The organism is Frateuria sp. (assembly GCF_035695185.1).
Taxonomy (GTDB): Bacteria; Pseudomonadota; Gammaproteobacteria; order Xanthomonadales; family Rhodanobacteraceae; genus Frateuria_A.
Genome location: NZ_DASSES010000142.1, coordinates 1 through 24,111, shown reverse-complemented (window position 1 = coordinate 24,111; position 24,111 = coordinate 1). Strand labels below are relative to the sequence as shown.

General features: G+C 69.2%; 24 protein-coding genes. 16 read left to right on the top strand and 8 right to left on the bottom strand.

The window, feature by feature from the left end; genetic code table 11:
• From VFH59_RS11655 to VFH59_RS11640, 4 genes are all read left to right on the top strand, one after another.
• A partial coding sequence (locus VFH59_RS11655) for an acetyl-CoA hydrolase/transferase C-terminal domain-containing protein (RefSeq protein ID WP_325165068.1) occupies nt 1–408 on the top strand: 408 nt, incomplete at its 5' end.
• 62 nt (nt 409–470) lie between these two features.
• Entirely contained in the window at nt 471–977 is a 507-nt protein-coding gene (locus tag VFH59_RS11650) for a flavodoxin domain-containing protein (RefSeq protein ID WP_325165067.1), read from the top strand.
• A 107-nt stretch (nt 978–1,084) separates the two neighbouring features.
• On the top strand, nt 1,085–2,119 hold the full coding sequence (locus VFH59_RS11645) for an NADP-dependent oxidoreductase (protein ID WP_325165066.1): 1,035 nt from the start codon (nt 1,085–1,087) through the stop codon (nt 2,117–2,119).
• Between the two features lie 74 nt (nt 2,120–2,193).
• Nucleotides 2,194–2,994 carry a glucose 1-dehydrogenase gene (locus tag VFH59_RS11640; protein WP_325165065.1) on the top strand — a complete coding sequence of 267 codons (801 nt, stop codon included), beginning with the start codon at nt 2,194–2,196 and terminating at the stop codon, nt 2,992–2,994.
• 97 nt (nt 2,995–3,091) lie between these two features.
• Here the strand turns inward: VFH59_RS11640 and VFH59_RS11635 are convergent, their stop codons facing one another.
• The gene (locus tag VFH59_RS11635) at nt 3,092–4,504 is read right to left on the bottom strand and encodes a tyrosinase family protein (RefSeq protein ID WP_325165063.1); all 1,413 of its coding nucleotides are present in this window, start codon (nt 4,502–4,504) and stop codon (nt 3,092–3,094) included.
• A gap of 419 nt (nt 4,505–4,923) precedes the next feature.
• Here VFH59_RS11635 and VFH59_RS11630 point away from each other — a divergent pair, with 419 nt between their 5' ends.
• Complete coding sequence (locus VFH59_RS11630; RefSeq protein WP_325165062.1) at nt 4,924–6,330, top strand: RAD55 family ATPase; 1,407 nt, start codon at nt 4,924–4,926, stop codon at nt 6,328–6,330.
• A gap of 1 nt (nt 6,331) precedes the next feature.
• Nucleotides 6,332–6,700: a response regulator transcription factor gene (locus VFH59_RS11625; RefSeq protein ID WP_325165061.1), complete on the top strand. Its 369-nt coding sequence runs from the start codon at nt 6,332–6,334 to the stop codon at nt 6,698–6,700.
• A 106-nt stretch (nt 6,701–6,806) separates the two neighbouring features.
• On the opposite strand, the gene asnB is transcribed toward VFH59_RS11625, so the two are convergent.
• The 5 genes from asnB to abc-f form a co-directional block, all read right to left on the bottom strand.
• Entirely contained in the window at nt 6,807–8,489 is a 1,683-nt protein-coding gene (gene asnB / locus VFH59_RS11620; protein WP_325165060.1) for an asparagine synthase B, read from the bottom strand.
• Between the two features lie 263 nt (nt 8,490–8,752).
• Nucleotides 8,753–9,136 carry an STAS/SEC14 domain-containing protein gene (locus VFH59_RS11615; protein ID WP_325165059.1) on the bottom strand — a complete coding sequence of 128 codons (384 nt, stop codon included), beginning with the start codon at nt 9,134–9,136 and terminating at the stop codon, nt 8,753–8,755.
• Nucleotides 9,137–9,309: 173 nt separating this feature from the next.
• A complete protein-coding gene (locus tag VFH59_RS11610; RefSeq protein WP_414655886.1) occupies nt 9,310–11,130 on the bottom strand; it encodes a single-stranded-DNA-specific exonuclease RecJ in 1,821 nt (606 codons plus the stop codon).
• Nucleotides 11,082–12,026 (bottom strand): phosphoglycerate mutase, encoded by a 945-nt coding sequence (locus VFH59_RS11605; protein ID WP_325165058.1) that lies wholly within the window; start codon nt 12,024–12,026, stop codon nt 11,082–11,084. The genes VFH59_RS11610 and VFH59_RS11605 overlap by 49 nt, the downstream gene beginning before the upstream one ends.
• Nucleotides 12,023–13,978 (bottom strand): ribosomal protection-like ABC-F family protein, encoded by a 1,956-nt coding sequence (gene abc-f, locus VFH59_RS11600; RefSeq protein WP_325165057.1) that lies wholly within the window; start codon nt 13,976–13,978, stop codon nt 12,023–12,025. The genes VFH59_RS11605 and abc-f overlap by 4 nt, the downstream gene beginning before the upstream one ends.
• Before the next feature lie 138 nt (nt 13,979–14,116).
• Here abc-f and VFH59_RS11595 point away from each other — a divergent pair, with 138 nt between their 5' ends.
• The 8 genes from VFH59_RS11595 to VFH59_RS11560 all read left to right on the top strand — a co-directional run bounded on the left by VFH59_RS11595 (nt 14,117) and on the right by VFH59_RS11560 (nt 20,061).
• A complete protein-coding gene (locus tag VFH59_RS11595) occupies nt 14,117–14,452 on the top strand; it encodes a hypothetical protein (protein WP_325165056.1) in 336 nt (111 codons plus the stop codon).
• A 127-nt stretch (nt 14,453–14,579) separates the two neighbouring features.
• On the top strand, nt 14,580–15,617 hold the full coding sequence (locus tag VFH59_RS11590; protein WP_325165055.1) for an agmatine deiminase family protein: 1,038 nt from the start codon (nt 14,580–14,582) through the stop codon (nt 15,615–15,617).
• Nucleotides 15,618–15,629: 12 nt separating this feature from the next.
• Nucleotides 15,630–16,382: a helix-turn-helix transcriptional regulator gene (locus tag VFH59_RS11585; protein ID WP_325165054.1), complete on the top strand. Its 753-nt coding sequence runs from the start codon at nt 15,630–15,632 to the stop codon at nt 16,380–16,382.
• A gap of 90 nt (nt 16,383–16,472) precedes the next feature.
• Nucleotides 16,473–17,003, top strand: a complete 531-nt coding sequence (locus VFH59_RS11580) for a YbhB/YbcL family Raf kinase inhibitor-like protein (protein WP_325165053.1) — start codon at nt 16,473–16,475, stop codon at nt 17,001–17,003.
• A 49-nt stretch (nt 17,004–17,052) separates the two neighbouring features.
• Nucleotides 17,053–17,943, top strand: a complete 891-nt coding sequence (locus VFH59_RS11575; RefSeq protein ID WP_325165052.1) for a carbon-nitrogen hydrolase — start codon at nt 17,053–17,055, stop codon at nt 17,941–17,943.
• Between the two features lie 61 nt (nt 17,944–18,004).
• Nucleotides 18,005–19,231, top strand: coding sequence for a TraB/GumN family protein (locus tag VFH59_RS11570; RefSeq protein WP_325165051.1), 1,227 nt, complete (start codon nt 18,005–18,007; stop codon nt 19,229–19,231).
• 134 nt (nt 19,232–19,365) lie between these two features.
• Nucleotides 19,366–19,689 (top strand): cytochrome c, encoded by a 324-nt coding sequence (locus VFH59_RS11565; RefSeq protein ID WP_325165050.1) that lies wholly within the window; start codon nt 19,366–19,368, stop codon nt 19,687–19,689.
• An 18-nt stretch (nt 19,690–19,707) separates the two neighbouring features.
• Nucleotides 19,708–20,061, top strand: coding sequence for a cytochrome c (locus VFH59_RS11560; protein ID WP_325165049.1), 354 nt, complete (start codon nt 19,708–19,710; stop codon nt 20,059–20,061).
• Between the two features lie 276 nt (nt 20,062–20,337).
• Here the strand turns inward: VFH59_RS11560 and VFH59_RS11555 are convergent, their stop codons facing one another.
• Nucleotides 20,338–20,943, bottom strand: coding sequence for an NfuA family Fe-S biogenesis protein (locus VFH59_RS11555; protein ID WP_325165048.1), 606 nt, complete (start codon nt 20,941–20,943; stop codon nt 20,338–20,340).
• A 212-nt stretch (nt 20,944–21,155) separates the two neighbouring features.
• Between VFH59_RS11555 and VFH59_RS11550 the strand changes: the two genes are divergently transcribed.
• Entirely contained in the window at nt 21,156–21,494 is a 339-nt protein-coding gene (locus VFH59_RS11550; protein WP_325165047.1) for a 4a-hydroxytetrahydrobiopterin dehydratase, read from the top strand.
• Here VFH59_RS11550 and VFH59_RS11545 read toward each other — a convergent pair.
• A complete protein-coding gene (locus tag VFH59_RS11545) occupies nt 21,448–22,464 on the bottom strand; it encodes an RluA family pseudouridine synthase (protein WP_325165046.1) in 1,017 nt (338 codons plus the stop codon). The genes VFH59_RS11550 and VFH59_RS11545 overlap by 47 nt on opposite strands.
• A gap of 343 nt (nt 22,465–22,807) precedes the next feature.
• Here VFH59_RS11545 and VFH59_RS11540 point away from each other — a divergent pair.
• Nucleotides 22,808–24,111: Rne/Rng family ribonuclease (locus tag VFH59_RS11540; protein ID WP_325165045.1), on the top strand; the 1,304-nt coding region annotated here is incomplete at its 3' end.

Below are 24,111 nucleotides of genomic sequence, written 5' to 3'. Positions count from 1 at the left end.
GCGGTCAATTCCACCCACGTGATGGGCTCGCGCATCCAGAACGGCATCGGCGGCTCGGGCGACTTCGCGCGCAACGCCTACATCTCGATCTTCATGACGCCCTCCACCGCCAAGGACGGGCGCATCTCCACGATCGTGCCGCAGGCCAGCCACGTCGACCACATTCCACAGGACGTGCAGGTGATCGTCACCGAGCAGGGCCTGGCCGACCTGCGCGGGCTTTCGCCCAAGCAACGCGCGCGGCTGATCATCGAGCGTTGCGCGCACCCCGATTACCGCCCCGCCCTGGCCGACTACTTCGAGCGCGCCCGCGCACGCTCCTACGGACAGCAGTCGCCGTCGCTGCTCACCGAGGCGCTCTCCTGGCACCAGCGCTACCTGGACACCGGCAGCATGCGACCCGCCTGACCCAGGTCAGCGCGCCGGCGGGAGCGGCGGGCTAGCCTGCCGGCATGGGTCTGATGTCTCGCATGCGCTTGCGCCTTGGCCCGGCCAGCCGACGGCCGGCCGCCCCTTCAACCGGATCGCTGTTGCTGGCCTATGCCACGCAGACCGGCGTGGCCGAATACCACGCGCACGACACCGCGGCGCGCCTGGGCCGCGCCGGCGTGAGCGTGCGGCTGCTCGAATTCGACGCGCTGTCGCCGGAATTGCTCGCCACCAGCCGGCGGGCGCTGCTGGTGGTCAGCACCACCTACGACGGCGACCCGCCGGACATGGCCGACGCGTTCTGCGAACGCATGGCCGAGCCGGCAGCGCTGGAGCGCCTGCACTACGGCCTGCTGTCGTTCGGCGACCGCTGCTATCGCGAGTTCTGTGGCTTCGGGCGGCGCCTGCATGCCTGGCTCCAGATCAGCGGAGCGCAGGCCTGGTTCCCGCCCGTGGAAGTGGACGACGAAGAGGCGTCCGCGCTGGCGGAGTGGCACCGGCAGGTAGGCAGGTGGACGTTCGCTGGGAAGGGTCCTGACGCCCTGTAGGAGTGCCCCCGGACGCGACCTGCTTCCCCGCTCGCAGGAGCCGGCTGCACGCCGACGCCACGGCGGATGGGGGATGGTGGACGGCCCCATGCAACCCGCCGGCCGCCATGACAAGCCCCGCTCCCGTCAACCGCCAGGTCACCCTGGCCGCCCGCCCGGTCGGCGCACCGACCGCCACCGACTTCGCGCTGGTCGAGCATCCGGTGCCCGCGCCCGGCGAGGGCGAGCTGCTGCTGCGCAACCTGTACCTTTCGCTCGATCCCTACATGCGCGGGCGCATGAGCGACGCGGAGTCGTATGCCGCGCCGATGGCGGTCGGCGACGTGATGGTCGGCGGCACGGTGGCGCGGGTGCAGGCCTCGCGGCACCCGGACTGGCAGCCCGGCGACCTGGTGCTCGCCTATGGCGGCTGGCAGGACTACGCCCTGTCCGATGGCCGCGGCCTCGGCCGGCTGGACCCGGGCATGGCGCATCCGTCGCTGGCGCTCGGCGTGCTGGGCATGCCCGGCTTCACCGCCTACATGGGGCTGCTGGACATCGGGCAACCCAGGCCGGGCGAGACGGTCGTGGTGGCCGCGGCGAGCGGCGCGGTGGGTTCGGTGGTGGGACAGATCGCCCGGCTCAAGGGCTGCCGCGTGGTGGGTGTCGCCGGTGGCAACGAGAAGTGTCACTACGTGGTGGACGAGCTGGGTTTCGACGCCTGCGCCGACCACCGCGCGAAGGATTTCCCGCAGCAGCTCGAGGCGGCCTGCCGCCAGGGCATCGACGTGTACTTCGAGAACGTCGGCGGGGCGGTGTTCGACGCGGTACTGCCACTGCTCAACGCCCGGGCGCGCGTCCCGCTGTGCGGACTGATCGCGCAGTACAACGACACCGAACTGCCGCCGGGCCCCGACCGGCTCGGCCTGCTCATGCGCACCATCCTCACCAAGCGCATCCGCATGCAGGGCTTCATCATCTTCGAGGACTACGGCGCACGCTTCGGCGAGTTCCTGGCCGCCATGGGCGAGTGGGTGCGGCAGGGCAGGATCAAGGTACGCGAGGATGTGGTCGAAGGACTGGAGAACGCGCCGCAGGCCTTCATCGGCATGCTCGAAGGCAGGAACTTCGGCAAGCTGGTGGTACGCGTTTCGGGAGACTGAACGACGCAGGCCACGACAGGCATCGCCGACCGTCGTGCATCACCTCCGTTGCCACCCTTGCAAGGACAACCGCCATGACCCAGCCCCCCGCCATCGAGGACTACGACGCTCGCCCGCTCGACGGCCGCACGGTGCTGGTCACCGGCGGCGCCCAGGGCATCGGGCGCGGCATCGCGCAGGCGGTGCTGGGCGCGGGCGGCCGGGTGATGATCGGCGACCTGGACAAGGAGGCCGGCCGCGCCTGCCTGGCCGAATGGAACGTGGGCGAGCGGGCCGCGTTCGCGCCGCTGGACGTGGCGCGCGAGGCCAGCGTGCAGCGCTGGGTGCAGACGGCGCTCACGCGCTTCGGGCGCATCGACGGGCTGGTCAACAATGCCGGTATCGCCGATCCGCACCGTGCGCCACTGGCTTCGCTGTCGCTGGCGGACTGGAACCGTTACCTGTCCACCAACCTCACCGGCACCTTCCTGTGCAGCAAGCACGCCCTGCCCGCGCTGGCCGAGGCCAGCGGCGCGATCGTCAACATCGCCTCCACCCGCGCGCTGCAGTCCGAGCCGGACACCGAGGCCTACGCCGCGAGCAAGGGCGGCATGCTGGCTTTCACCCACGCACTGGCGGTCAGCGCGGGGCCCTCGGTGCGGGTCAATGCAATCCTGCCCGGCTGGATCGCGGTGGACGCCTGGAAGAAACCCGGCGAACGCCACATGCCCAGGCTCAGCCGCCGGGATCACGCCCAGCATCCGGCCGGCCGCGTGGGCACGCCGCAGGACATCGGCGCCCTGGCGGTCTACCTGCTATCGCCGCTGTCGGCCTTCGTCACCGGCCAGCGCTTCGTGATCGACGGCGGCATGACCGTCAAGATGCAGTACGCCTGAGCACGCGCAACGAGGCGCCACCCGGCCAGGTGGCGCCTCGTTACCGGGGTTCCCGGATGCGTTGCGCGCGCCGATCCGGCGGCGACGCGCGGCGCCCTCACAGCGACGGATCGGCCTCCACGCGGAACCCATCGACCCGGACCACCACGCCCTTCGTCGGGTGCTTGCTGCCGTCGACACGCACGAAGGAGACGGTGAGCTTGTCCAGGCTGTCCGGCCAGATCCGCTGCAGCACGTCGGTGGCCGGGAAGATCAGCCGCGCGCCGTGGCCCTGCGAGGCCGCCGAGCCGGCCATGCCTTGCATGCCCTGCATGCCTTTCATGCCCGCCTTCATCTGCGCCACGCTGATCTCGAAGGCACCCACCGAACCCAGCAGATAGGCACCGGCGGCCTTGCCGGCACCGCCCTGTGCGGGCAGGTTGAGGTAGACGTTGTAGAAGTATCCGCCCTTCTGGCCCAGGCCGGTCAGGTGCACGCCGTCCAGGACGACACGCACCGGGCCGTTGTCCGTCGAACCGGCGGCAGCCGGTCGCAGCATGAGCGAACGCACGCGGGCGGCATCGGTGGCGCTGAGGGCCACGTCGACGTTCATGGACTGCTCGTCGAGCGACAGTGGGCGCGATGTGCCGAATGGCACGCTCACGCGGGTGGCGGGCCGCTGCGGCGCGGCGCTCGTGGCAAGCGCACTGGCGGCCATCACGGAGGTGGTGGACTGGCTTGGCATGGTTTCGTTGTCGTACTGGTAGCCGAGGTAGGTGGTGGTATCCGCGGTCCATACCCGTGGCATGCCATCCACGCCGGCCCCGTAGTAGTTATTGCCAGACCAGTAGGTGTTGGTCGTCAGCGGCTCTTTGCGTCCGCCGCCGGCCTTGAGCCAGGCCACCCAGAGACGGTCGATGTTGGCGTGATGCACCCAGAAGACCGGATCCCGCGGGGAGATCCTGATCGAGCCCATCGCGCCGCCGATCAGGTTGTGCACCAGGTTGTGCGGACGCGACTCGACGATGGTTTCGAACGCATGCGTCTTGCCGCGCTGGAAGCGGATGACAGTGTCGGCGAAGGCGTCGTAGCTGAGCGCGCCAGTGACGTCGGTGCCCGCGCGGTCGCTGCGGTAAAGCGGTGAGGAAGGGTCCAGGAACTCCGGTGGGATGTTGGGCGCGTCGTAGTAGTTCCAGTACGGCAGCACCAGGCTGGGGTCACCGGAAATCTCGCGCAGCTTCGCTTCGAAGCGATAGATGAAGCCACGGTGCCAGGACAGGAAGTACGACACGCCGTGCGGGCAATTGGCGCGATGGGTTTCGACCCAATAGGCCCAGTTGTTCGGGTTGGTGTCGTCCTTGTTGACCTTCATCGCTGCGACAGCGTTGCAGAAGGACTGGAACTGGGGAGTGAGGCAGAACACCTGCCAGCTGGGCCGCACGCTCAGGGATGCAGACAGGGCCACCCGGGGCAGCAGCGGAACCAGTGCCAGCGAAACCGTAGACTGCAGGAAACGCCTTCTGGAAATCATGATTCTTCTCCGTGGAGACGAGGCGCCGGCTCCGATCGCCGTGACATCCCTGTCCGTCTTATCGGTCGTGGGCCGGGGCCCGTGACACGCAATGCATTTTTCTGTGCCGTCGGGTTCGAGGCATGCAAAAACGGCAGCCGGGCGCCCACACCACACACTGCCGTTCGCTCTCGCCCTGGCTCCTGCCTTTTTGGGGCCCCGGCAGTGAATAGCTGGGCGCGTCAACAAGCGGTCAACGCGCGCCTGCCGAACCGGCCTGAAGGGATCGAGCGTCCGTCCGGCGGCATGCCCGATCGCTCCCGGGGCGTCGCCACGGGCGGCCTGGCCCCCAAGACGCCGCCAGGGGCTAACATGCGGAGCTGGCCCGTATCGGATCGGCGACATGCCACCTTCGGGACGTGCAGCACAGGGAGTACACGGTGATCGAAAAATTCTCGACCGGCATCGAAGGGCTCGACCAGTTGACCGATGGCGGTTTTCTGCGCGGCTCGGCCTACATCATCCAGGGCCCTCCCGGGGCGGGTAAAACGATCCTGGCCAACCAGTTCTGCTATGCCCACGTGCGCGAGGGCGGGCGTGCGCTCTACATGACGCTGCTGGCCGAGTCGAGTTCGCGGATGCTCAGCTACGTCAGCCAGATGGGCTTCTTCGAAGGCAGCGCCCTGCCCGACGCCATGCAGTACCTCAGCGGCTACGGCGTGCTCGAGCGCGAAGGCCTGCCCGGGCTGCTCAAGCTGGTGCAGCACGAGCTCAAGCGGCATCGCGCCACGGCAATGGTGCTCGACGGTACCTTCGTGGCGCAGTCGCGGGCCTCCGAGCAGGAATTTCGCGCGTTCATCCATGCGCTCCAGGGCGTCGCCGGCATCGCCGATGCCGTGCTGGTCATGCTCACCCACCAGAACCGCGATTCCAGCTGCCCCGAACACACCATGGTTGACGGCTGGATCGAGCTGAGCGACGAGACGCATGGTTTTCGTGCCTACCGCACGATCCAGGTCAGGAAACACCGCGGCGCGGCGATCCTTCCCGGCAAGCATCGCGTGCGGATCACCCAGGAAGGCATTGCCGTGTTCCCGCGTGCCGAAAGCGTGCTGGACGCGACGCCCGCGGCCCGTGCCGAGGCCCATCGCTTGGCCACCGGGCACGAGGGGCTGGACGCCCTCCTGCAGGGTGGCCTGCCGGCGGGGTCGGCCACCCTGCTCATGGGTCCCACCGGCTCGGGCAAGACCACCCTGGGACTGCACTTCCTTTCGCTGGCCAATGCGCAGGAGCCGGGACTGATGCTCGGCTTCTACGAGACGCCCGCGCACATCCGCCAGAAGGCACGCAGCGTCGGCCTCGACCTGGATACGCCGCTCGAGGACGGCACGCTGGAGCTGCTGTGGCTGCCGCCGGCGGAGAACATCGTCGACGAGCTGGTCCACGACATCGTCAACCGCGCCCGCGCGCGCAAGGTCAAGCGCGTCCTGGTCGATGGGCTGGTGGCGATCCGCGACAGCCTGGTGATCGCCGATCGCATGCCTTACGTGATCAACGCGCTGAGCATGCAGTTGAAGGCAATCGGCGCCAGCGTGGTCTATACCTCCGAGATCCCCGAGCTGCAGGTCGACGAGGCGAGGCTGCCCAGCGACGAGATCTCGGCGATGGTCGACAATGTTCTGCTGCTCAACACCGGGCGGCGCGGGCATGCGTTCCGACGCTATCTCTCGGTGGTGAAGCTGCGCGACAGCGACTTCGACCCCCGCACGCACGAATTCCACGTCGACAGCCGGGGCATCGCATTCGGACCCGACCCCCGGGTCGCGGCGTCCGGGGAAGCGGGCTGACATGCTGCGGCTACTTCTGGTCGAGGACGAACCCGACGTCTCGTTGGTCACCGCCACCGTCCTGGAGGAGGCGGGCTACCACGTGACCGTCGCCTCCGACGGATGCGAGGGGCTGGAGATCGCGCTGCAGGAGATGCCCGAACTCATCGTCACCGATTTCATGATGCCCTGCCTCAGCGGCCTGGAAATGATCGAACGCCTGCGCGGCGCCGGCTACGACCGCCCGATCATCCTCACGACCGCCATCGCGGAACAGCAGTTGCCGCGCCAGCCGGGCTATGACGCCTATCTCGCCAAGCCCTATGGCTCCCACGCGTTGCTGACGCTGGTGGAGGCCTTTCGCGAGCGGCTGGAAGCGGGCGGCCATTGACCGCCCGGGCCGGGTGTAACCGGCCTCCGGATGCCGCGGCAGCGGGCCCGCAGGCGTGTCGATCCTCCCTCGGATGGAGGCATGGCGGTCGCGCACGGGTGCGCTTCTACACCGGAGCGACCGGTACCAGGGCGCGCGTGTGGACGCCTTGCACCGAGCGTCCCGACGGGTCGGCGCTGTCGGCGAACGAGGGATCCCAGGCCAGCGCCGCCGGCGAGGAGCAGGCGATCGACTTGCCGCCGGGCACCGTCGCGGCACAGGCGTCGCCCGGGAAGTACTTCTCGAACAGCGCGCGATAGAGATAGGCCTCCTTCGTGGCCGGCGTGTGGTGCGGCCAGCGCGCCACCGCCGCGGCGAATTCGCGGTCGCTCACCGCCTGCCCGGCGTATGCCTTGAGCCCGTCGATCCAGCCGTAGCCGACGCCATCGCTGAACTGCTCCTTCTGGCGCCAGAGTATGGCGTCCGGCAACACTCCGGCGAAGGCCTCCCGCAGCACCGCCTTCTCGATCCGTCCGGGCCCGGCCATCTTGTGGCGCGCGTCGCATGCCATCGCCACGTCGACGAAGGCCAGGTCCAGGAACGGCACGCGCGCCTCCACGCCCCAGGCCATCATCGCCTTGTTCGCGCGCAGGCAGTCGTAGCTGTGCAGCGCGTCGAGCTTGCGCACGGTCTCCTCGTGGAAGGCCTCGGCCGATGGCGCCTTGTGGAAGTAGAGATAACCGCCGAACAGCTCGTCGGAACCCTCGCCCGAGAGCACCATCTTCACGCCCATCGCCTTGATGCGCCGCGCCAGCAGGTACATCGGCGTGGCGGCGCGCACGGTGGTGACGTCGTAGCTTTCGATCTGGCGAATCACCTCCGGCAAGGCATCCAGGCCCTCCCAGAAGGTGTAGACGAAGCCATGGTGCACGGTGCCCAGCGCCTCGGCGGCCAGTTGTGCGGCGGCCAGGTCGGGCGAGCCTTCCAGGCCGATCGCGAACGAGTGCAGGCGCGGCCACCAGGCCTCGCTCTGGCCGCCATCCTCGACGCGCTCGCGGGCGAAACGCGCCGCGCAGGCGGCGACCAGCGAGGAGTCCAGTCCGCCGGAGAGCAGCACGCCGTAGGGTACGTCGGTCATCAGCTGGCGCTGCACCGCCTGCTCCAGCGCCACGCGCAGGTCGCCCGGCGCCCGGCCCTGCGTCGCCCGGTACGCGCGCCACGGACGCCGGTAATAGCGGCGCAGCTCGCCGGTGGCGCTGTCGAAGACGTGGCCCGGGGGAAACACGGCCACGTCGGCGCACACGCCCACCAGCGCCTTCATCTCCGAAGCCACGCAAAGACGGCCGGCCACGTCGTGCCCCCAGTACAGCGGGCACACGCCGATCGGATCCCGGGCAATCAGGTAGCGCTGCGCCGCCCCGTCCCACAGGGCGAAGGCGAAGATGCCGTTGAGGCGGGCCAGCCAGTCGGCCGGATCGCCGGCCTCGCGGTAGAGCGCGTTGATCACCTCGCAATCGGAGCCGGTGGTGAAGTCGTAGCCGCTGCCCAGCCGCAATTCACCGTGGTTGTAGAGCTCACCGTTGACCGCCAGCGCCAGCGCACCGTCGCGGGAGCGCAGCGGCTGCGCGCCGCTGGCCGGGTCGACGATGGCCAGGCGCTCGTGCACCAGGATGGCGCCCGCGTCGATGAACACGCCGGACCAGTCCGGCCCGCGGTGGCGCTGGCGCTGCGACAACTCGAGCGCCAGCCGGCGCAGAGCCGCCAGGTCGTCGCCCGGCACCAGGTCGAACATTCCGAAGATTCCACACATTGTCTTTCTCCCTCGCAGCTTTCCGTCGCCCGAAAACGACGAAGGCCCGCACGGGGCGGGCCTTCGTCGCGTAGTTTTCTGCTCGAACTGCGGCTACGCGCCGGCCCCCTTGTGCAGGCGACGATTATGGTTCGAGCGGTTGTCCAGGGCCGGCCGCATGCGCGCCGCGCGATGCGCGGGGGCGAAAACGGAGCGGGCGGTCAGTATGGACATGGCGCGAGTGGAGCAGGTTTCCAGCAGGCGCGCAAGCGGGTGCGCGCCTGTCAGGCGTGATGTTCGCGGAACGACTCGCTGACCCACGCCTTGGCTTCGGCCAGTTGCTCGTTGCGGTAGAGGCGGAACTCGCCCGGCACGGTGAAACCCATGGTGCGCGCCACCAGCCGCAGCCAGTTGATGTCGGTCACCAGTGCGATGCGCTCCCAGCCACTCCAGTGGCGAAAGCCCAGCTTGGTGTCGTCCCACATGGCGCCCGGCTCGAAACCGGTGAATTCCGGACCGACGTGGTACAGCAGGCGAAGTTTGCGGTTGAGCGCGAAGGCCGCCTCCACGTCGGGCACGAACACGTTCTCGTAATCGGCCGCGGTCACCTTGCCGCGCGCGGTGAAGCCCAGCGCGCCGGCGGGCAGGTCGGTCATCTGCTCGATCATGGGGTCTCTCCGCGTGGTCGGAACGCCATCCAAGCGCGGCGGGCGCGGCTATGCAAGCTTGGGTGCGTGAAAGCCCCGCAGCGCTCCCGCCCCTTCAGTCCGGGGGCGCTTACATCGGCGCTACGCGCCTGCGCTCAGCGCGAACGGCAATTCGAACGGGGCAGCAAGCGCTCTTAGGCGGGCTCGACGTGGCGCACCAGCAGCCGCGCGCTTTCGCGTCCCTGCCACTCGTTGATCGTCAACTCGTACACCGCCCGCAGCCGCGGTGGTGGCGCTGATGCGCGCACGTTGAACATCACCGCCTCGTGCACGGCCCCGTCGCGGGGATCGCGCAGGCTCAGCCGCCAATGCCGCTCGCCCATCAGGCGCCATTGCGCGCATTCGAACAGGTTGTCGAACAACGGCTCGGGGAAACCCTGGCCCCACGGCCCGCCATCGCGCAGCTGGCGGGCGAGGTCCAGCGAGAACGTGCCCGGCGGCAGCTCGCCATCGGTGTAGAGCACGGCCCGCAGGCGCTCCTCGTCCAGCCATTCGCGCGCGATGGCGTCGAACGCCTCGGCGAAGCGCGGGTAGTCGGCCGCCTTCAGGCTCAGGCCCGCGGCCATGGCGTGGCCACCGAAACGCTCAATCAGGCCGGGCGTGCGCGCGTCGATCGCGGCCAGGGCGTCGCGCACGTGGAAGCCGGCGATCGAGCGCGCAGAGCCGCGCAGTTCGTCAGGCCGGTCTTCGTCGGCGGGGGCGAAAGCAATGACCGGCCGGTGCAGGCGTTCCTTCAGTTTGGAGGCCACCAGGCCGACCACGCCCGCGTGCCAGCTGGGTTCGTACAGGGTCACGCCGGTGCGCTCGCCCATGCCGTCGAGCCCCAGCGCCCCGATCATCGTTTCGGCTTCGGCGACCATCGCCTCCTGCAGGTCGCGGCGTTCCTGGTTGATCGCGCTGAGCCGTTCGGCCAGCACGCGCGCCTGTGCCGGATCGTCGGTGAGCAGGCATTCGACGCCGAGCCGCATGTCCTCCAGGCGACCCGCGGCATTGAGGCGCGGGCCCACCGCGTAACCCAGGTCGCTGGCACAGACGCCAGCCAGGCTGCGCCTGCCCGCCTCCACCAGCGCGGTGATGCCCGGGCAGGCGCGGCCGCTGCGGATGCGTTTCAGGCCGGCCTCGACCAGCACGCGGTTGTTGAAATCCAGCGGCACCAGGTCGGCCACGGTGCCGAGCGCGACCAGATCGAGCAGGCTGGAAAGGTCGGGCCGGTCGGTGCGGTCGCCCGGGTAACGCCTGGCCCGCAACGCCAGCAGCAGGTAGAACATCACCCCGACACCAGCCAGCGCGCGACTTGGGAAGGCGTGGTTCATCCGCGCGTCGCCGGTGCACCGTGCGCAGGCAGGCTCCCCGTGCCCGCAGGCGCGCACCTCCAGCACGTTGGGGTTGACCAGCGCGTCGGCCGCGGGCAGTTGTCCGCCCGGCAGGTGGTGGTCGGTGACGATCACGCGGATGCCGCGGGCCTTGGCGGCCGCGACGCCCGCGACGCTGGCCACGCCGTTGTCGACGGTGACGATCAGGTCTGGCGCGGGATCGAGCGCGGCGACCAGCGCGGGGCTCAGGCCGTAGCCATGCACGAAGCGGTTGGGGATCACGTAATCCACCCGCCGTGCGCCGAGCAGGCGCAGCCCACGTACCGCGACGGCCGTGCCGGTGGCGCCGTCGCAGTCGTAGTCGCCCGCGACGACGATCGACCGGTCGCCCTCGATGGCCTCGACCAGCAGGTCGACCGCTCGCTCCAGCCCGCCCAGCGCCTGCGGCGCCAGCAGGTGGCGCAGACGGTGTTCGGCCTGCGCCGGATGCAGCACGCCGCGCGCGGCGTAGACCTGGCGCAGCACCGGATGCACCGCCTCGCTCCAGCCCTCGGGCGTGCCCAGCGGCGCGCGGCGGCGCAGCGTCGGCGTGGTCATGCCCGCACCCGGCGCCAGACGCGCCAGCGAGGCCAGGGGCGACATGCCCAGCGCTCGCCGCTGGCGAAACTCAGGCGCAAGGGGCGTTGACGGGCAAGCGTGTCGACCATCGGCCACCAGGCGGTGGCGATCGCCTGCGCCGGGAGGTCCTGCAGGTCGATCAGCCAGTGCGCGGCAGGTTCGCCCGCCTGCGCCGGGATCGCTGCGGCGGGCGACGCCGGGTTGGCACCGGAGACCGGCGTACGCAGCCGGTGCGCGATGCCAGCCCTTGCCGCCAGCGCCCGCAGCAGCGGATCGTCGCTGACCACGCCTCGCAGCGAGGTCGTCACGGTCGCCGGCAGCTGCCCTGCCCCCCACAGCCACAGGCTGTTGACCGGCGGCTGGCCGGCGGCTCGGCGCCGGGCATTCAACGGGTGCTGGTGCAACAGGACCTGGATCTCGTTCTGCAGGATGCGCCAGCGCCGCCCTTCGGCACCCTGTGGGAGGTGCATCAGCAGGTTCTCGCCCAGCGCCTGTTCCGGGGCCGGGAACGCGGGCACCACGGTGCCGGGCGACAAGCGAAGATGCCAGCGGTCGGGCGAGGTCAGCTCCAGCCGCATGCCCTGTTCCTCGAACAGGGGCACGAGCGGCTCGGCCAGCGCCATGGCATCCGCGATGGCCAACTGCATCTGGCCGCAGGCGAGCAGGCGCGCACCGTTCATGTCCGGCTCGACCCAGGCCGGGTCGGCGCACAGCCACAGGGCGTCATCGGCATCGCCGGTGGCCAGTTCCCGGGTGAGCGCACCGGCAGGCAACGGTTCCGGAGCACCGAACCAGCCCGCCAGCGCGGCCAGGTAGCCCTGCGGGCCGTCATCGAGGCGGTCGGCGCGGGCCAGCAGGCGGCGCAGCGGATGGTCGGGCTCGAACCGCGCCAGCGCAGGCAGCCAGAGTTCCACGCTCATGCGCCGGCGGTCTCCAGCTGTTCGTACAGCTCCAGCCATTCGGCTTCGAGCGTTTCCTTCTCGCGGCGCAGGTCGGCCTGGCGCTGACCGAGTTTCATCAACTCGGCGGTGGGGCCGTTGTAGGTGGCCGGGTCGGCCAGTTTGGCATCCAGCGCCGCCAGGTCGGCGTCGATCGCCGCGACGCGTGACTCGATCTTCTTGACCCGCGCCTTGGCCGCCTTGTCCTGCTCGCGCTGCGCGGCGGCCGCACGGCGGCGGTCGGCGGCCGATTCCGTGGGCGCCGTCGGCTCGTTGGCCTTGCGCACGGCCGAACCGCGTGAGCGCAGCCAGCGGGCGTAGTCGTCGAGGTCACCGTCGAAGGTTTCCGCCGCGCCATCGGCCACGCGCCAGAAGCTGTCGCAGACCAGGCCGAGCAGGTGGCGGTCGTGGGAGACCAGCACCAGCGCGCCGTCGAAGTCGGCCAGCGCATCGGCCAGCGCCTCGCGCATGTCCAGGTCCAGGTGGTTGGTCGGTTCGTCGAGCAGCAGCAGGTTGGGTTTGTCCCAGGCGATCAGCGCCAGCGCCAGGCGCGCGCGCTCGCCACCGGAGAAGCCGTCGACCGATTCGAAGGCACGGTCGCCGGCGAAGTTCCATCCACCCAGGAAGTCACGCAGCACCTGCGCGGCCACCCCGGGCGCCTTGTCCTGCAGGTGGTCGAACGGGCTCGCGCCTTCGCGCAGGCTTTCGACGGTGTGCTGGGCGAAGTAGCCGATCTTGAGGTCCTTGTGCGCCTTGCGCTCGCCAGCCAGCACCGGCAGCTCGCCGACCAGCGTCTTGACCAGGGTGGACTTGCCGGCACCGTTGGGGCCGAGCAGGCCGATGCGTTCGCCGGCTTCCAGTCTGAAGCGGACGTTCGAGAGGACGACCGCGGCCCCCTGGGAATCAACCCCGTCCGCAAGGACGACTTCTGCTCCCTGTCCCCCGGGGGGGAGAGGGCGCGGGATCGGGTAACCGGCCGAGACCTCCTCCAACTGCAACATGGAATCAGGCAACCGCTCCGGCACCGCGAACTGGAAGCGGAATGGCCGCTCGGCGCGCACCGCCTCGGTACCGGCCAGCTTCTCCAGCCGCTTCATCCGCGACTGGGCCTGCTTGGCCTTGCTGGCCTTGGCCTTGAAGCGGTCGACGAACGACTGCAGGTGCGCGCGCTCGGCCTGTTCCCGCTCGTGGGCGATCTGCTGCTGGCGCAACTGCTCGGCGCGAAGGCGCTCGAAGGCGCTGTAGTTGCCGGTGTACAGCCGCGCCCCGCCCTCGTTCAGATGCAGGGTGTGCGAGGTGACCGCATCGAGGAACTCGCGGTCGTGCGAGATCACCAGCAGCGTGCCCTGGTAGCGGCGCAGCCATTCCTCGAGCCACAGCACGGCGTCCAGGTCCAGATGGTTGGTCGGCTCATCGAGCAGCAGCAGCTCGGACGGGGCCATCAACGCGCGGGCCAGGTTCAGGCGCACGCGCCAGCCACCGGAGAACTCCTTGACCGCGCGCTCATGGGTTTCCGGCGCGAAGCCCAGCCCGTGCAGCAGGCGCCCGGCGCGGGCGCGCGCATCGTAGCCGTGCAACTCCTCGATGCGATGGTGGGCACGGGCCATGGCCTCGCTGTCCCCCCGGGCCTGGGCGTCGGCCTCCACGCGCAGGGCGGCCGCGACCTCTTCGTCGCCGCCGAGCACGTAGTCCAGCGCGGCATCCGGCAGCGCGGGCGTCTCCTGCGCCACCGAGGCCAGGCGCAGCCTGGCCGGGAGGTCCAGTTCGCCGGCATCGGGCTCCAACCGGCCCTGCAGTGCGGCGAACAGGCTGGATTTTCCGCAGCCGTTGCGACCGATCACGCCCAGGCGCCAGCCGCTCTGGATGGTGAGGTCGATATCGGACAGCAGCAGGCGGCTGCCGCGGCGCAGGGCGAAATGGCGGAACGCGATCATCGGAAGAACATGTGCAGGCGACCCGCCATGATAGCCGGGCTGGAATGCCTAGCCCATCGCAGACGCCGCCGATCCTCGTGGCGCCTGTGCCGCACATCTGCTACAAACTCGCCGCACAGCACCGTTGCGGAGGGGATCATGGTCAAGTTCACGGGTGGTCTGGCGATGCTCGCCGCGATCGCGATCGGCGCACCGATGGCGGCGCACGCGGGCGACAGCCTGCTGATCAAGCGTGTCGAGCAGGAACAGGGCATGAACCTGCCCACCCGCGGCATGAGCATGGCGCAGGTGGAAAAGCGCTACGGCGCGCCCCAGCGCAAGCTGCAGCCGCGCGGCGGCGACAGCCGCAAGCATCCGGTGATCAACCGCTGGGACTACCGCACCTTCATCGTCTACTTCGAGCACGACCACGTGATCCATGCGGTGCTCAACACGCCGGCGGGCAACAATCACGATCCGGCGTCGGCGCAGTAAGCGGGATCCCCGGGGGCCGGGCCGGCGCACGGAGGCAACCCCTCCCACGGATCGCGCGCCTGCCCCCATCCCCACGCTCCCATCCCTCGACTAAACTTGCTCGCTTGACCACCAACGCGAGCTCCCCATGACCTCCTCCCCCCAGCTGCGCCTGCCGGCCGAATGGGAACCGCAAGACGCGGTGCTGATCGCCTGGCCGCACGAGGGCACCGACTGGGCCGAGCGCCTGGCCGAGGTGGAGACCACCTATGTCGCGCTGGCCGCCGCGGTCACGCGCTTCCAGCCGTTGATCGTCATCGTCGCCGACGACGCGGTGCGGGCGGGTGCCGAGCGCTTGCTGCGCGGGGCGACGGTGGACCTGGGCCGCGTCCGGTTCGTCGAGCTGCCCTACGACGATACCTGGCTGCGCGACTCGGGCCCGATCACGCTGGTCTCTGCGCAAGGCTTCCAGCTCACCGACTTCCGGTTCACCGGTTGGGGCGGCAAGTTCGGCGCGGCGCAGGACGACGCGCTGGTCGCGGGGCTGGTCGCCGCCGGCGTGTTCGGTCCCGCCGCCCACGAGCGCGTGGACTGGGCGCTGGAGGGCGGCGGCATCGAGAGTGATGGCGGCACCACCGTGCTGACCACCTGGCGCTGCCTGCACCAGCGCCATCCCGAGCAGACCCGCGAAGCGATGGACGCGATCCTGCGCGAAAACCTGCATGCCGGGCGCGTGCTCTGGCTGGACCACGGTTACCTCGAAGGCGACGACACCGACGCGCACATCGACACCCTCGCCCGCTTCGCGCCGGGCCAGCGCATCGTGTTCCAGGCCTGCGACGACCCGGAGGACCCCCACCACGCGGAGCTGGCGCGCATGGCCGGCGAACTGGCGTCGTTGCGCACGCCCGAAGGCAGGCCCTACCGCCTCTCGCCGCTGCCCTGGGCCCGGCCGATCATGGACCAGGGCCGCCGGCTGGCCGCCTCCTACGCCAATTACCTGGTGATCAACGGCGCGGTACTGGTGCCGGCCTACGGCGACGCGGCAGATGATGAGGCCGCACGCATCATCGGCGCCGCCTACCCGCAGCGCGAGGTGGTGCAGGTGCCTTGCCGCCCGCTGATCTGGCAGAACGGCAGCCTCCACTGCATCACCATGCAGTTGCCCGCCGGCCTGGTGACCTGAAGCGCGACCCGAATGAGCATCGCGCACGCCGCGCTTTCGAGCCGTCGCCGCCAGCGCCTCGCGGCGGTGCCGTTCGCCGAGCTGCTGGTGGCGCACGTGCGCAGCGGCAGCAAGCGGGTCGGGGAAGGCGCGCGGCAGGCGGAGATCCCGGCCGGCAGTTACCTGTGCGTCCTGCCGGGCAGCCTGTTGAACGTCGAGAATCTGCCGCCGGCAGACGGCCCGTACAGCGCCAGTTGCCTGTCCATTGCGCCCGCCTGGTTGCAGGCGGAGGCGCCGCCTGCGTCCGGAACGGCGCGCCGTTGGGCCCGGCTCGACGCCACGCCGGTGCTCGACCAGGCGTTTGCGCACGCCGAGCGCGGCCTGCGCGAGGGGCTGCCCGAAGCGGTCCTGCGCCATCGTGTGCGCGAACTGCTGGAAGCCTTGCGGCTGGCGGGCTTCGTCCCGGCCGCGCCTGCCGCTGCCGGCGTCGTGGAACGCGTCCGCCTGCTGCTGGCCGGCACGCCGGCACGAGCCTGGCGTGCCGAGGAGATCGCCGTGGGAATGGCCATGAGCATGGCCACTCTCCGCCGCCGGCTGGCCGCCGAGGGCAGCACGTTTCGCGCGATCCTCGAAGAGGTGCGCCTCGCCCATGCGCTCAGCCTGGTGCAAGGCGGCCGGCAGCCGCTCAAGCAGGTGGCGATGGCCTGCGGGTACCAGTCGCCCTCGCGCTTCGCCGCGCGTTTCCGCCAGCGCTTCGGCACCCGCCCGTCCGAGTTGCGTGCCTGAGCGAATCGGGCGATTGCCTGCGCGTTCGGGGACATCCGCGTGAGCGAGGGCGCCGCATCATGTGCGCCACCTCCCCAACCGGCCACCGTAATGTTCCGCACGTTCGCCCTTCTTGCGCTTGCCTGCCTCGCCACCACCGTGCACGCCGGCGAGTTTGCCCTGCACGTGGACGGCGCCGACGCCCAGGGGCGGCTGGCGCAGCGCTACAGCTACGACCGCTTCGGCTGCACCGGCGCCAACCTCGCCCCGGCCCTGCACTGGAGCGCCCCGCCGACCGGCACGCGCAGCTTCGCAATCACCGTGTTCGACCCCGACGCGCCCACCGGCAGCGGCTTCTGGCATTGGGTCGCGATCGACCTGCCGCCCTCGGCCCGGGGCCTGCCCGAAGGCGGCACGCTGCCGGCACCGGCCCGTGCAATCCGCAACGACTATGGCGAGAAGGCCTGGGGCGGCCCCTGCCCGCCCGCCGGCGACCCGCCCCACCATTACGTCTTCACCGTCTACGCGCTGGACGTGCCGGCGCTGGGCGCGCCGGCGGACGCCTCGCCGGCGCTGACCGGATTCATGCTGCACTCCCATGTGGTCGGCAAGGCGCAACAGACGCTGACGTTCGGCCGCTGAATGTCGCGATTCACGGGACATGGCGCCGGCAGGTTGCGATAATGCCGGCATGACCAATCCCACCCTCAAGGTCGCGCTGCTGCAGGAAACCAACCGCGGCAGCCGCGACGCCAACCTCGACGCCATCGAGACCGGCCTCCGCGAAGCGGCGGCGGCCGGTGCCCAGCTCGTGCTGCTGCAGGAACTGCACAACGGCCCGTACTTCTGTCAGCGCGAGTGCGTCGACGAGTTCGAGCTTGCCGAGACCATCCCGGGACCGGGCACCGAGCGGATCGGCAGGCTCGCCGCGGAACTCCGGCTCGTGGTCGTCGCCTCGATCTTCGAGAAGCGCGCCACCGGCCTGTACCACAACACCGCGGTGGTGTTCGACCGCTCCGCGGCGATCGCGGGCAGGTACCGCAAGATGCACATCCCGGACGACCCGGCGTTCTACGAGAAGTTCTACTTCACGCCGGGCGACATGGGCTTCGAGCCGATCGATACCTCGGTCGGCCGCCTGGGCGTGCTGGTGTGCTGGGACCAGTGGTATCCGGAGGCCGCGCGGCTGATGGCGCTGGCCGGCGCGCAACTGCTGCTGTACCCCACCGCGATCGGCTGGGACCCCAACGACGAGCAGGCGGAGAAGGACCGCCAGCGCGAAGCCTGGGTGACCGTCCAACGCGGCCACGCCGTAGCCAATGGCCTGCCGCTGCTGGCCTGCAACCGCACCGGGTACGAGACCGATCCTTCCGGCGTGGGCGCGGGCATCCAGTTCTGGGGCACCAGCTTCGTGGCGGGGCCACAAGGCGAGTTCCTGGCCCGGGCCGGCACCGACGGGCGCGAGCTGCTGCTGGTCGACATCGACCTGCAGCGCAGCGAGCACGTGCGGCGGATCTGGCCCTTCCTGCGCGACCGGCGCATCGACGCCTACGGCGACCTGCTCAAGCGCTATCGGGATTGAAAGCGGGTGGCTGGAGCCCATCCTGAATACCGCTCGGCCCACCTTTCCACCCGGACCTCGCATGACCCTTCCCGAATCCGGCGTCGCCCTGCCTGACGCCCTGCAAGACCAGCCGCTGGAGCGCGTTTCCCGCGATGGCGTGGAGTACGTGGTGCTGGGCACCGCGCACGTCTCGCGCGCCAGCGTGGCGGCGGTCGAGGCGCTGGTGGCCAACGAGCCGTTCGACGCGATCGCGGTGGAGCTCTGCCCCAGCCGCGCCGAAGGCATGCGCAATCCCGATGCATTCAAACAGATGGATCTGTTCCACGTGATCCGCCAGGGCAAGGTCGGCATGGTCGCGGCGAGCCTGGTGCTGTCGTCCTTCCAGCAGCGGCTGGCCGCGCAATACGGCATCCAGCCCGGCGCCGAGATGAAGGCCGCGATGGAGGGCGCCGAGCGCGCCGGCCTGCCGGTCTGGCTGATCGACCGCGAGGTCGGCACCACCCTCAAGCGCGCCTGGCGCAGCGTCGGCACGTGGTCGCGCTTCGGCCTGCTCGGTGGCCTGGTCGCCAGTGTGTTCGAGCGCGAGCAGGTCGACGAGAAGGAGATCGAGAAGCTCAAGGAGGGCGACCTGCTGGAAAGCGCCTTCGGCGAGTTCGCGCAGAGTTCGGCGCCGCTCTACAACAGCCTGATCGGCGAGCGCGACGAGTACATGGCCGCGCGCCTGCGCGAGCAGTCACAGGGCGCGCCGGCCGTGCGCCGCGTGCTGGTGGTGATTGGCGCCGGCCACCTGAAGGGCCTGTCCGCACAGCTGCGCGAGCAGCAGGAGCCGCCCGCCCCGCGCATTGCCGAACTGGCCAGGCTGCCGCCCAAGGCGCGCTGGCCCAAGTGGCTGGCGCTGGGCCTGGTGCTGCTGGTGTTCGCCGCCATCGCGTATGCGTTCCATCGCAACCCCTCGCTCGGCGCACTGGCGCTGCGTAACTGGGTGCTGTTCACCGGCGGCTGCGCCGCACTGGGCGCACTGGCGGCGGGCGGGCATCCGCTGAGCATCCTGGCCGCGTTCGTCGCCGCGCCGATCAAGCCGTTCCGCCCCGGCATTCCCGCCGGCGGCATCAGCGCGATGGCCGAAGCCTGGATCCGGCGCCCGCGCGTGGCGGATTTCGAGACGCTGCGCGACGACATCGCCGACTGGAAGGGCTGGTGGAAGAACCGTGTGGCACGCACGCTGCTCAACTTCATCCTGGTCAGCGCCGGCACCGTGATCGGCGAGTACGCCGCCGGCATCCAGATCTTCAAGAGCCTGTTCTGAAGGCGTGCCTGGCGACACCTGCCGTGGGCCCGGGCGGCGCCTGATTTGCCTCAGGGCGCCGCATCAAGTTGTCCGTCGCGTGAAGCAGACACTATACTTCCGCGACTTTGTACCCCAAGCGTGGGAATGACTCGATGATTCGACTGCAACTGCTCGGCCTGACCGTGGCCGCAGCCCTCCTCGCCGCCGGCAATGCGCACGCGGCGGGCGACAAGGCCAACGGCCGCAAGCTGGTCTACACCTGCAACGGTTGCCACGGTATCGACGGCTACACCAATGCCTATCCCGACTACCCCGTGCCGCGGATCGCCGGGCAGAACGAGCAGTACATCATCAACGCGCTGCAGGGCTACAAGACCGGTGCGCGCACGCATCCGACGATGATGGCGCAGGCACAGAGCCTGTCCGACCAGGACATCGAAGACATCGCCGCCTATCTCTCCAGCCTCGCCAAGTAAGTCTCGAAGGAATCCCGCATGAAGCGTGCGCTCACCCTGCTCATCTTCGGCGCCGTGCTGGCGTTGTCCTCCACCGCGCTGCTGGCCCAAGGCAATGCCGCCACCGGCAAGACCAAGGCCGCCGCCTGCTTCGCGTGCCATGGCGCCGACGGCAACGCGGTCGACCCGCAGTACCCGCGCCTGGCCGGCCAGTACAACCTGTACCTGCAGCAGGCGCTGCACGAGTACAAGGACGGCCGCCGCAGCAATCCGATCATGAAGGGCTTCGTGGCCACCCTGTCCGACCAGGACATCGAGGACGTCGCCGCCTACTTCTCCGGCCTCCCGAGCAAGCTGCACACGCTGAGCGGGCAGATCCAGGGCGACAAGTAAGGCCGCCCGCCCTAATGGGACAAAGCAAAAGGCCCGCTCTGCGGGCCTTTTTCGTTTGCCCCCTCTCCCCTCTGGGGGGAGGGGTTGGGTGAGGGGCCAAGGCTGGCGCGAAATCCCGAAGGAGCGCACCTGTGCGCGACCGACACGCTCGCCTCGCCCCTCAAGGCTGACCTCAGCGAGCTGAGCTCCTCTCCTTGCCCCTCCCGGGAGAGGTCTTCGAAGTCACGCTTTGATGTCACACCCTCCCGGAAGGGAAAGGCGCGCTCTTCGCACGCCTCAACCCATCGCCGAGTTGCCGGCCTTTTCCTTGTAGTAAGGATTGCGCCCACCGCTGTGGTCGGTCGCATCGCGCACCGCCGTGATCTCCGGCACGCGCTCGCGCAGTGTCTTCTCCACGCCGTTCTTCAGCGTGACATCCACCATGCTGCACCCGTGGCAACCGCCACCGAACTGGAGCAGCACGGCACCGTCCGAGGAGACCTCGAGCAAGCTGACGCGTCCGCCGTGCGAGGCGATCCTCGGATTGATCTCGGCTTCCAGCACGTAGCGCACCCGCTCGATCAGCCCCGCGTCCGCACCCGGGATCTCGCCCTTGATCCGCGGCGCACGGATGTTCAGCTGCCCCCCGGTCGGATTGGGTTCGTAGTCGATGCTGGCGCCATCGAGCCAGTGCGCGCTGTCGCCCTCCAGGTAGAAGTTGAAGCCCTCGCACTCCACCACCCACTCGTTGCCGGAGAGGTCTCGCGGCTCGCAGAACTCCAGTTCGCAGTTGGCCGCCGGCGTGCCTGGCGCGGTCACGCGCAGCATGATGCCCAGCTCATCGCCCTGCTGGGCGAGCAGGCGGCGGAAATGCTGCTGTGCGCGGTCGGAAATCTCGATCATGAGGGGGAATCTCTCCAGCGCCGGTGGGGACGCCGGCGAAACAGCACCATTTTAGTCCTGTTTCACCCGGAAGTGCGGCCACCTGCCCCTCGCAAGAGTCCGCTTATCGGGAATGCCTTGGCATCAGGGGTCGAGAAGATCGCACTCAAGAGTGTTTTGACTTTTCCCCGCGCAACTCGGACGCTTCGTCTTTTCCATTGCCGGAGCCCGCAATGAACCACAACGACCTCTCCCACCAGCACTGCCAGCCGCGCAAGGGCAAGGAACACGCGATCGCGCCGGACCAGGCGCAGGAACTGCTGGCGCAACTCCCCGGCTGGAGGCTGACGAACGACGGCAAGGCCATCGTCAAGGGCTTCCGCTTCGAGGATTTCCATCGCACGCTGGGTTTCATCAATGCGGTCGGCTTCATGGCCAACCGCGAAGATCACCACCCGGACCTGGAGGCCGGTTACGGCCATTGCCAGGTGCTGTGGTCCACCCACGACGTGGGCGGTCTGTCGCTCAACGATTTTGTTTGCGCGGCCCGGGTCGAGGCGCTGCTGGCCTGAGCCATCGGTTGCTTTTCCCTTTGTCACCAAGGGCATCGAGGAAGTTCTTCAAGTCATCTGGCAGCGGCGCGGAGAAGCCATACGCACGCCCCTCCAGTTCAAATCCCATGTGCGCGGCATGCAGGAACAGCCGCTGCAGGCCCTTCTCGCGGAAGCGCTTGTTGGCCTCACGGTCGCCATATTTGGTGTCCCCGGCCAGCGGATGGCCGATGTGGGCGGCGTGCACGCGGATCTGATGGGTGCGTCCGGTGCCGAGCGTCGCCTGCATCAGGCGGGCGCCGGTGAGCTGCTCCATCTCGCGGAAAAAAGTCAATGACGGCTTGCCGTTATCGGATACTCTTACCATCCGTTCTCCGCCCTGAAGCACGAACTTCTGCAGCGGCGCATTGACGTCGAAACGTGCCTTGGGCGGGTGGCCGACCATCAGGCAGAGGTACTGCTTGGTCACCTCGCCCGCGCGGATCGCTGCCTGCAGGCCAGTCAACCCGGCGCGGGTCTTGGCGAACACCAGCACCCCGCTGGTGTCGCGGTCCAGCCGGTGCACCAGCTCCAGGTGCTGTTCCGGGCGGGCGGCGCGCAGCAGTTCGATCGCGCCGTGGCTGACCCCCGAGCCACCATGGCTGGCGATGCCGGAGGGCTTGTCGATGGCCAGGAAGTGCTTGTCCTCGAAAATCACCGCTTCGGCGACATGGGCCACCATCTCCGGAGCAGGCCCGCGATCGGGCGCTCGCTCGGCCGTACGCACGGGTGGGATGCGCAGCGTATCGCCAGCACTGAGACGCGTGTCCGGCTTGGCCCGCTTCCCGTTCACGCGCACCTGGCCGGTGCGCAGCAGGCGGTAGATCATGCTCTTGGGCACGCCCTTGAGCAGGGTCGCCAAAGCGTTGTCGATCCGTTGGCCGTCGCGCTCGGGGCCGATATCGACTTGACGCACACCTTGAGGTGCGTCATGGGAAGTTGCCGTCTGCATTGAAAAAAACCTGGGGTAATAGGATACTCGGCAGGCGCTTTATGTCCCCCTATCGAGCTCGATTTGGTGGGGGACGCCCGTCCGCGACACAAGGCGAGGATTGCGCCGGTGGCCACCCCGGCAGCCGGCCGTAAACTGCCTTCCCATCGTAACGGTTCGGGATGCCGTTGTCCGCCGCCAGGGGGTGGCGAGACGGCAAGAGCGCGTGCCACGAATCACCCCGGTGTCGGATGATGCCGGTTTTATTTGCCGCCCACCCGCAGCGGCGCGATCCCGGCAGGCAGCCCCTTTAGGCGCCACCGTGGCACGCGACGCGCGGCCAGGCCGAAGGAAAAAACCTACAATGAAACGCATGTTGATCAACGCAACTCAGCGTGAAGAGTTGCGCGTGGCCATTGTCGATGGCCAGACCCTGTACGACCTCGATATCGAGATTCCCTCCCGCGAGCAGAAAAAGGCCAACATCTACAAGGGCCGCATCACCCGCGTCGAACAATCCCTGGAAGCCTGCTTCGTCGACTACGGCGCCGAGCGCCACGGTTTCCTGCCGCTGAAGGAAATCTCCGACCAGTACTTCACCCCGGGCCTGAATCCGAACAAGGCGGGCATCCGCGAACTGCTCAAGGAAGGCCAGGAACTGGTCGTGCAGGTCGAGAAGGAAGAGCGCGGCAACAAGGGTGCGGCCCTGACCACGTTCATCAGCCTCGCCGGCCGCTACATGGTGCTGATGCCGAACAACCCCAAGGCCGGCGGCGTGTCCCGACGGATCGAGGGCGAGGACCGGCAGGCGCTGAAGGAAGCCCTCGACCACCTGACCGTCCCCGACGATGTCGGCCTGATCGTGCGCACCGCCGGCATGGGCCGTGACGCCGAAGAGCTGCAGTGGGACCTCGATTATCTGCTGACCCTGTGGCGCTCGATTTCCGAGGCCGCGGCCAAGCAGAAGGCGCCGTTCCTGATCTACCAGGAATCGAAGCTGTTCATCCGCGCCCTGCGCGATTACCTGCGCAACGACATCGGCGAGATCCTCATCGACGAGGAGTCGCTCTACAACGACGCACGCGAGTTCATGCAGCAGGTGATGCCCAACGCCCTGCGCAAGCTCAAGCTGTACAAGGACGACACCCCGCTCTTCTCGCGTTACCAGATCGAGACGCAGATCGAGAGCGCTTTCGACCGCCAGGTACGCCTGCCCTCCGGCGGCTCGATCGTGATCGACCAGACCGAGGCGCTGACCGCGATCGACATCAACTCCTCCAAGGCCACCAAGGGCTCGGACATCGAGGAGACCGCGTTCAACACCAACGTCGAGGCAGCGGTCGAGATCGCCCGCCAGCTGCGCATCCGCGACGCCGGCGGCCTGATCGTCATCGATTTCATCGACATGGACAGCCCGCGCCACCAGCGCGAGGTCGAGGAAAAGCTCAAGGACGCGCTCAAGCTCGACCGTGCCCGCGTGCAGGTCGGCCGGATCAGCCGCTTCGGCCTGCTGGAGATGTCGCGCCAGCGCCTGCGCCCGAGCCTGGGCGAGGCGACCCAGATCGTCTGCCCGCGCTGCGAAGGCCACGGCCACATCCGCGGCATCGAATCGCTGGCGCTCTCGACCCTGCGCCTGATCGAAGAGCACGCCATGAAGGACAACACCGG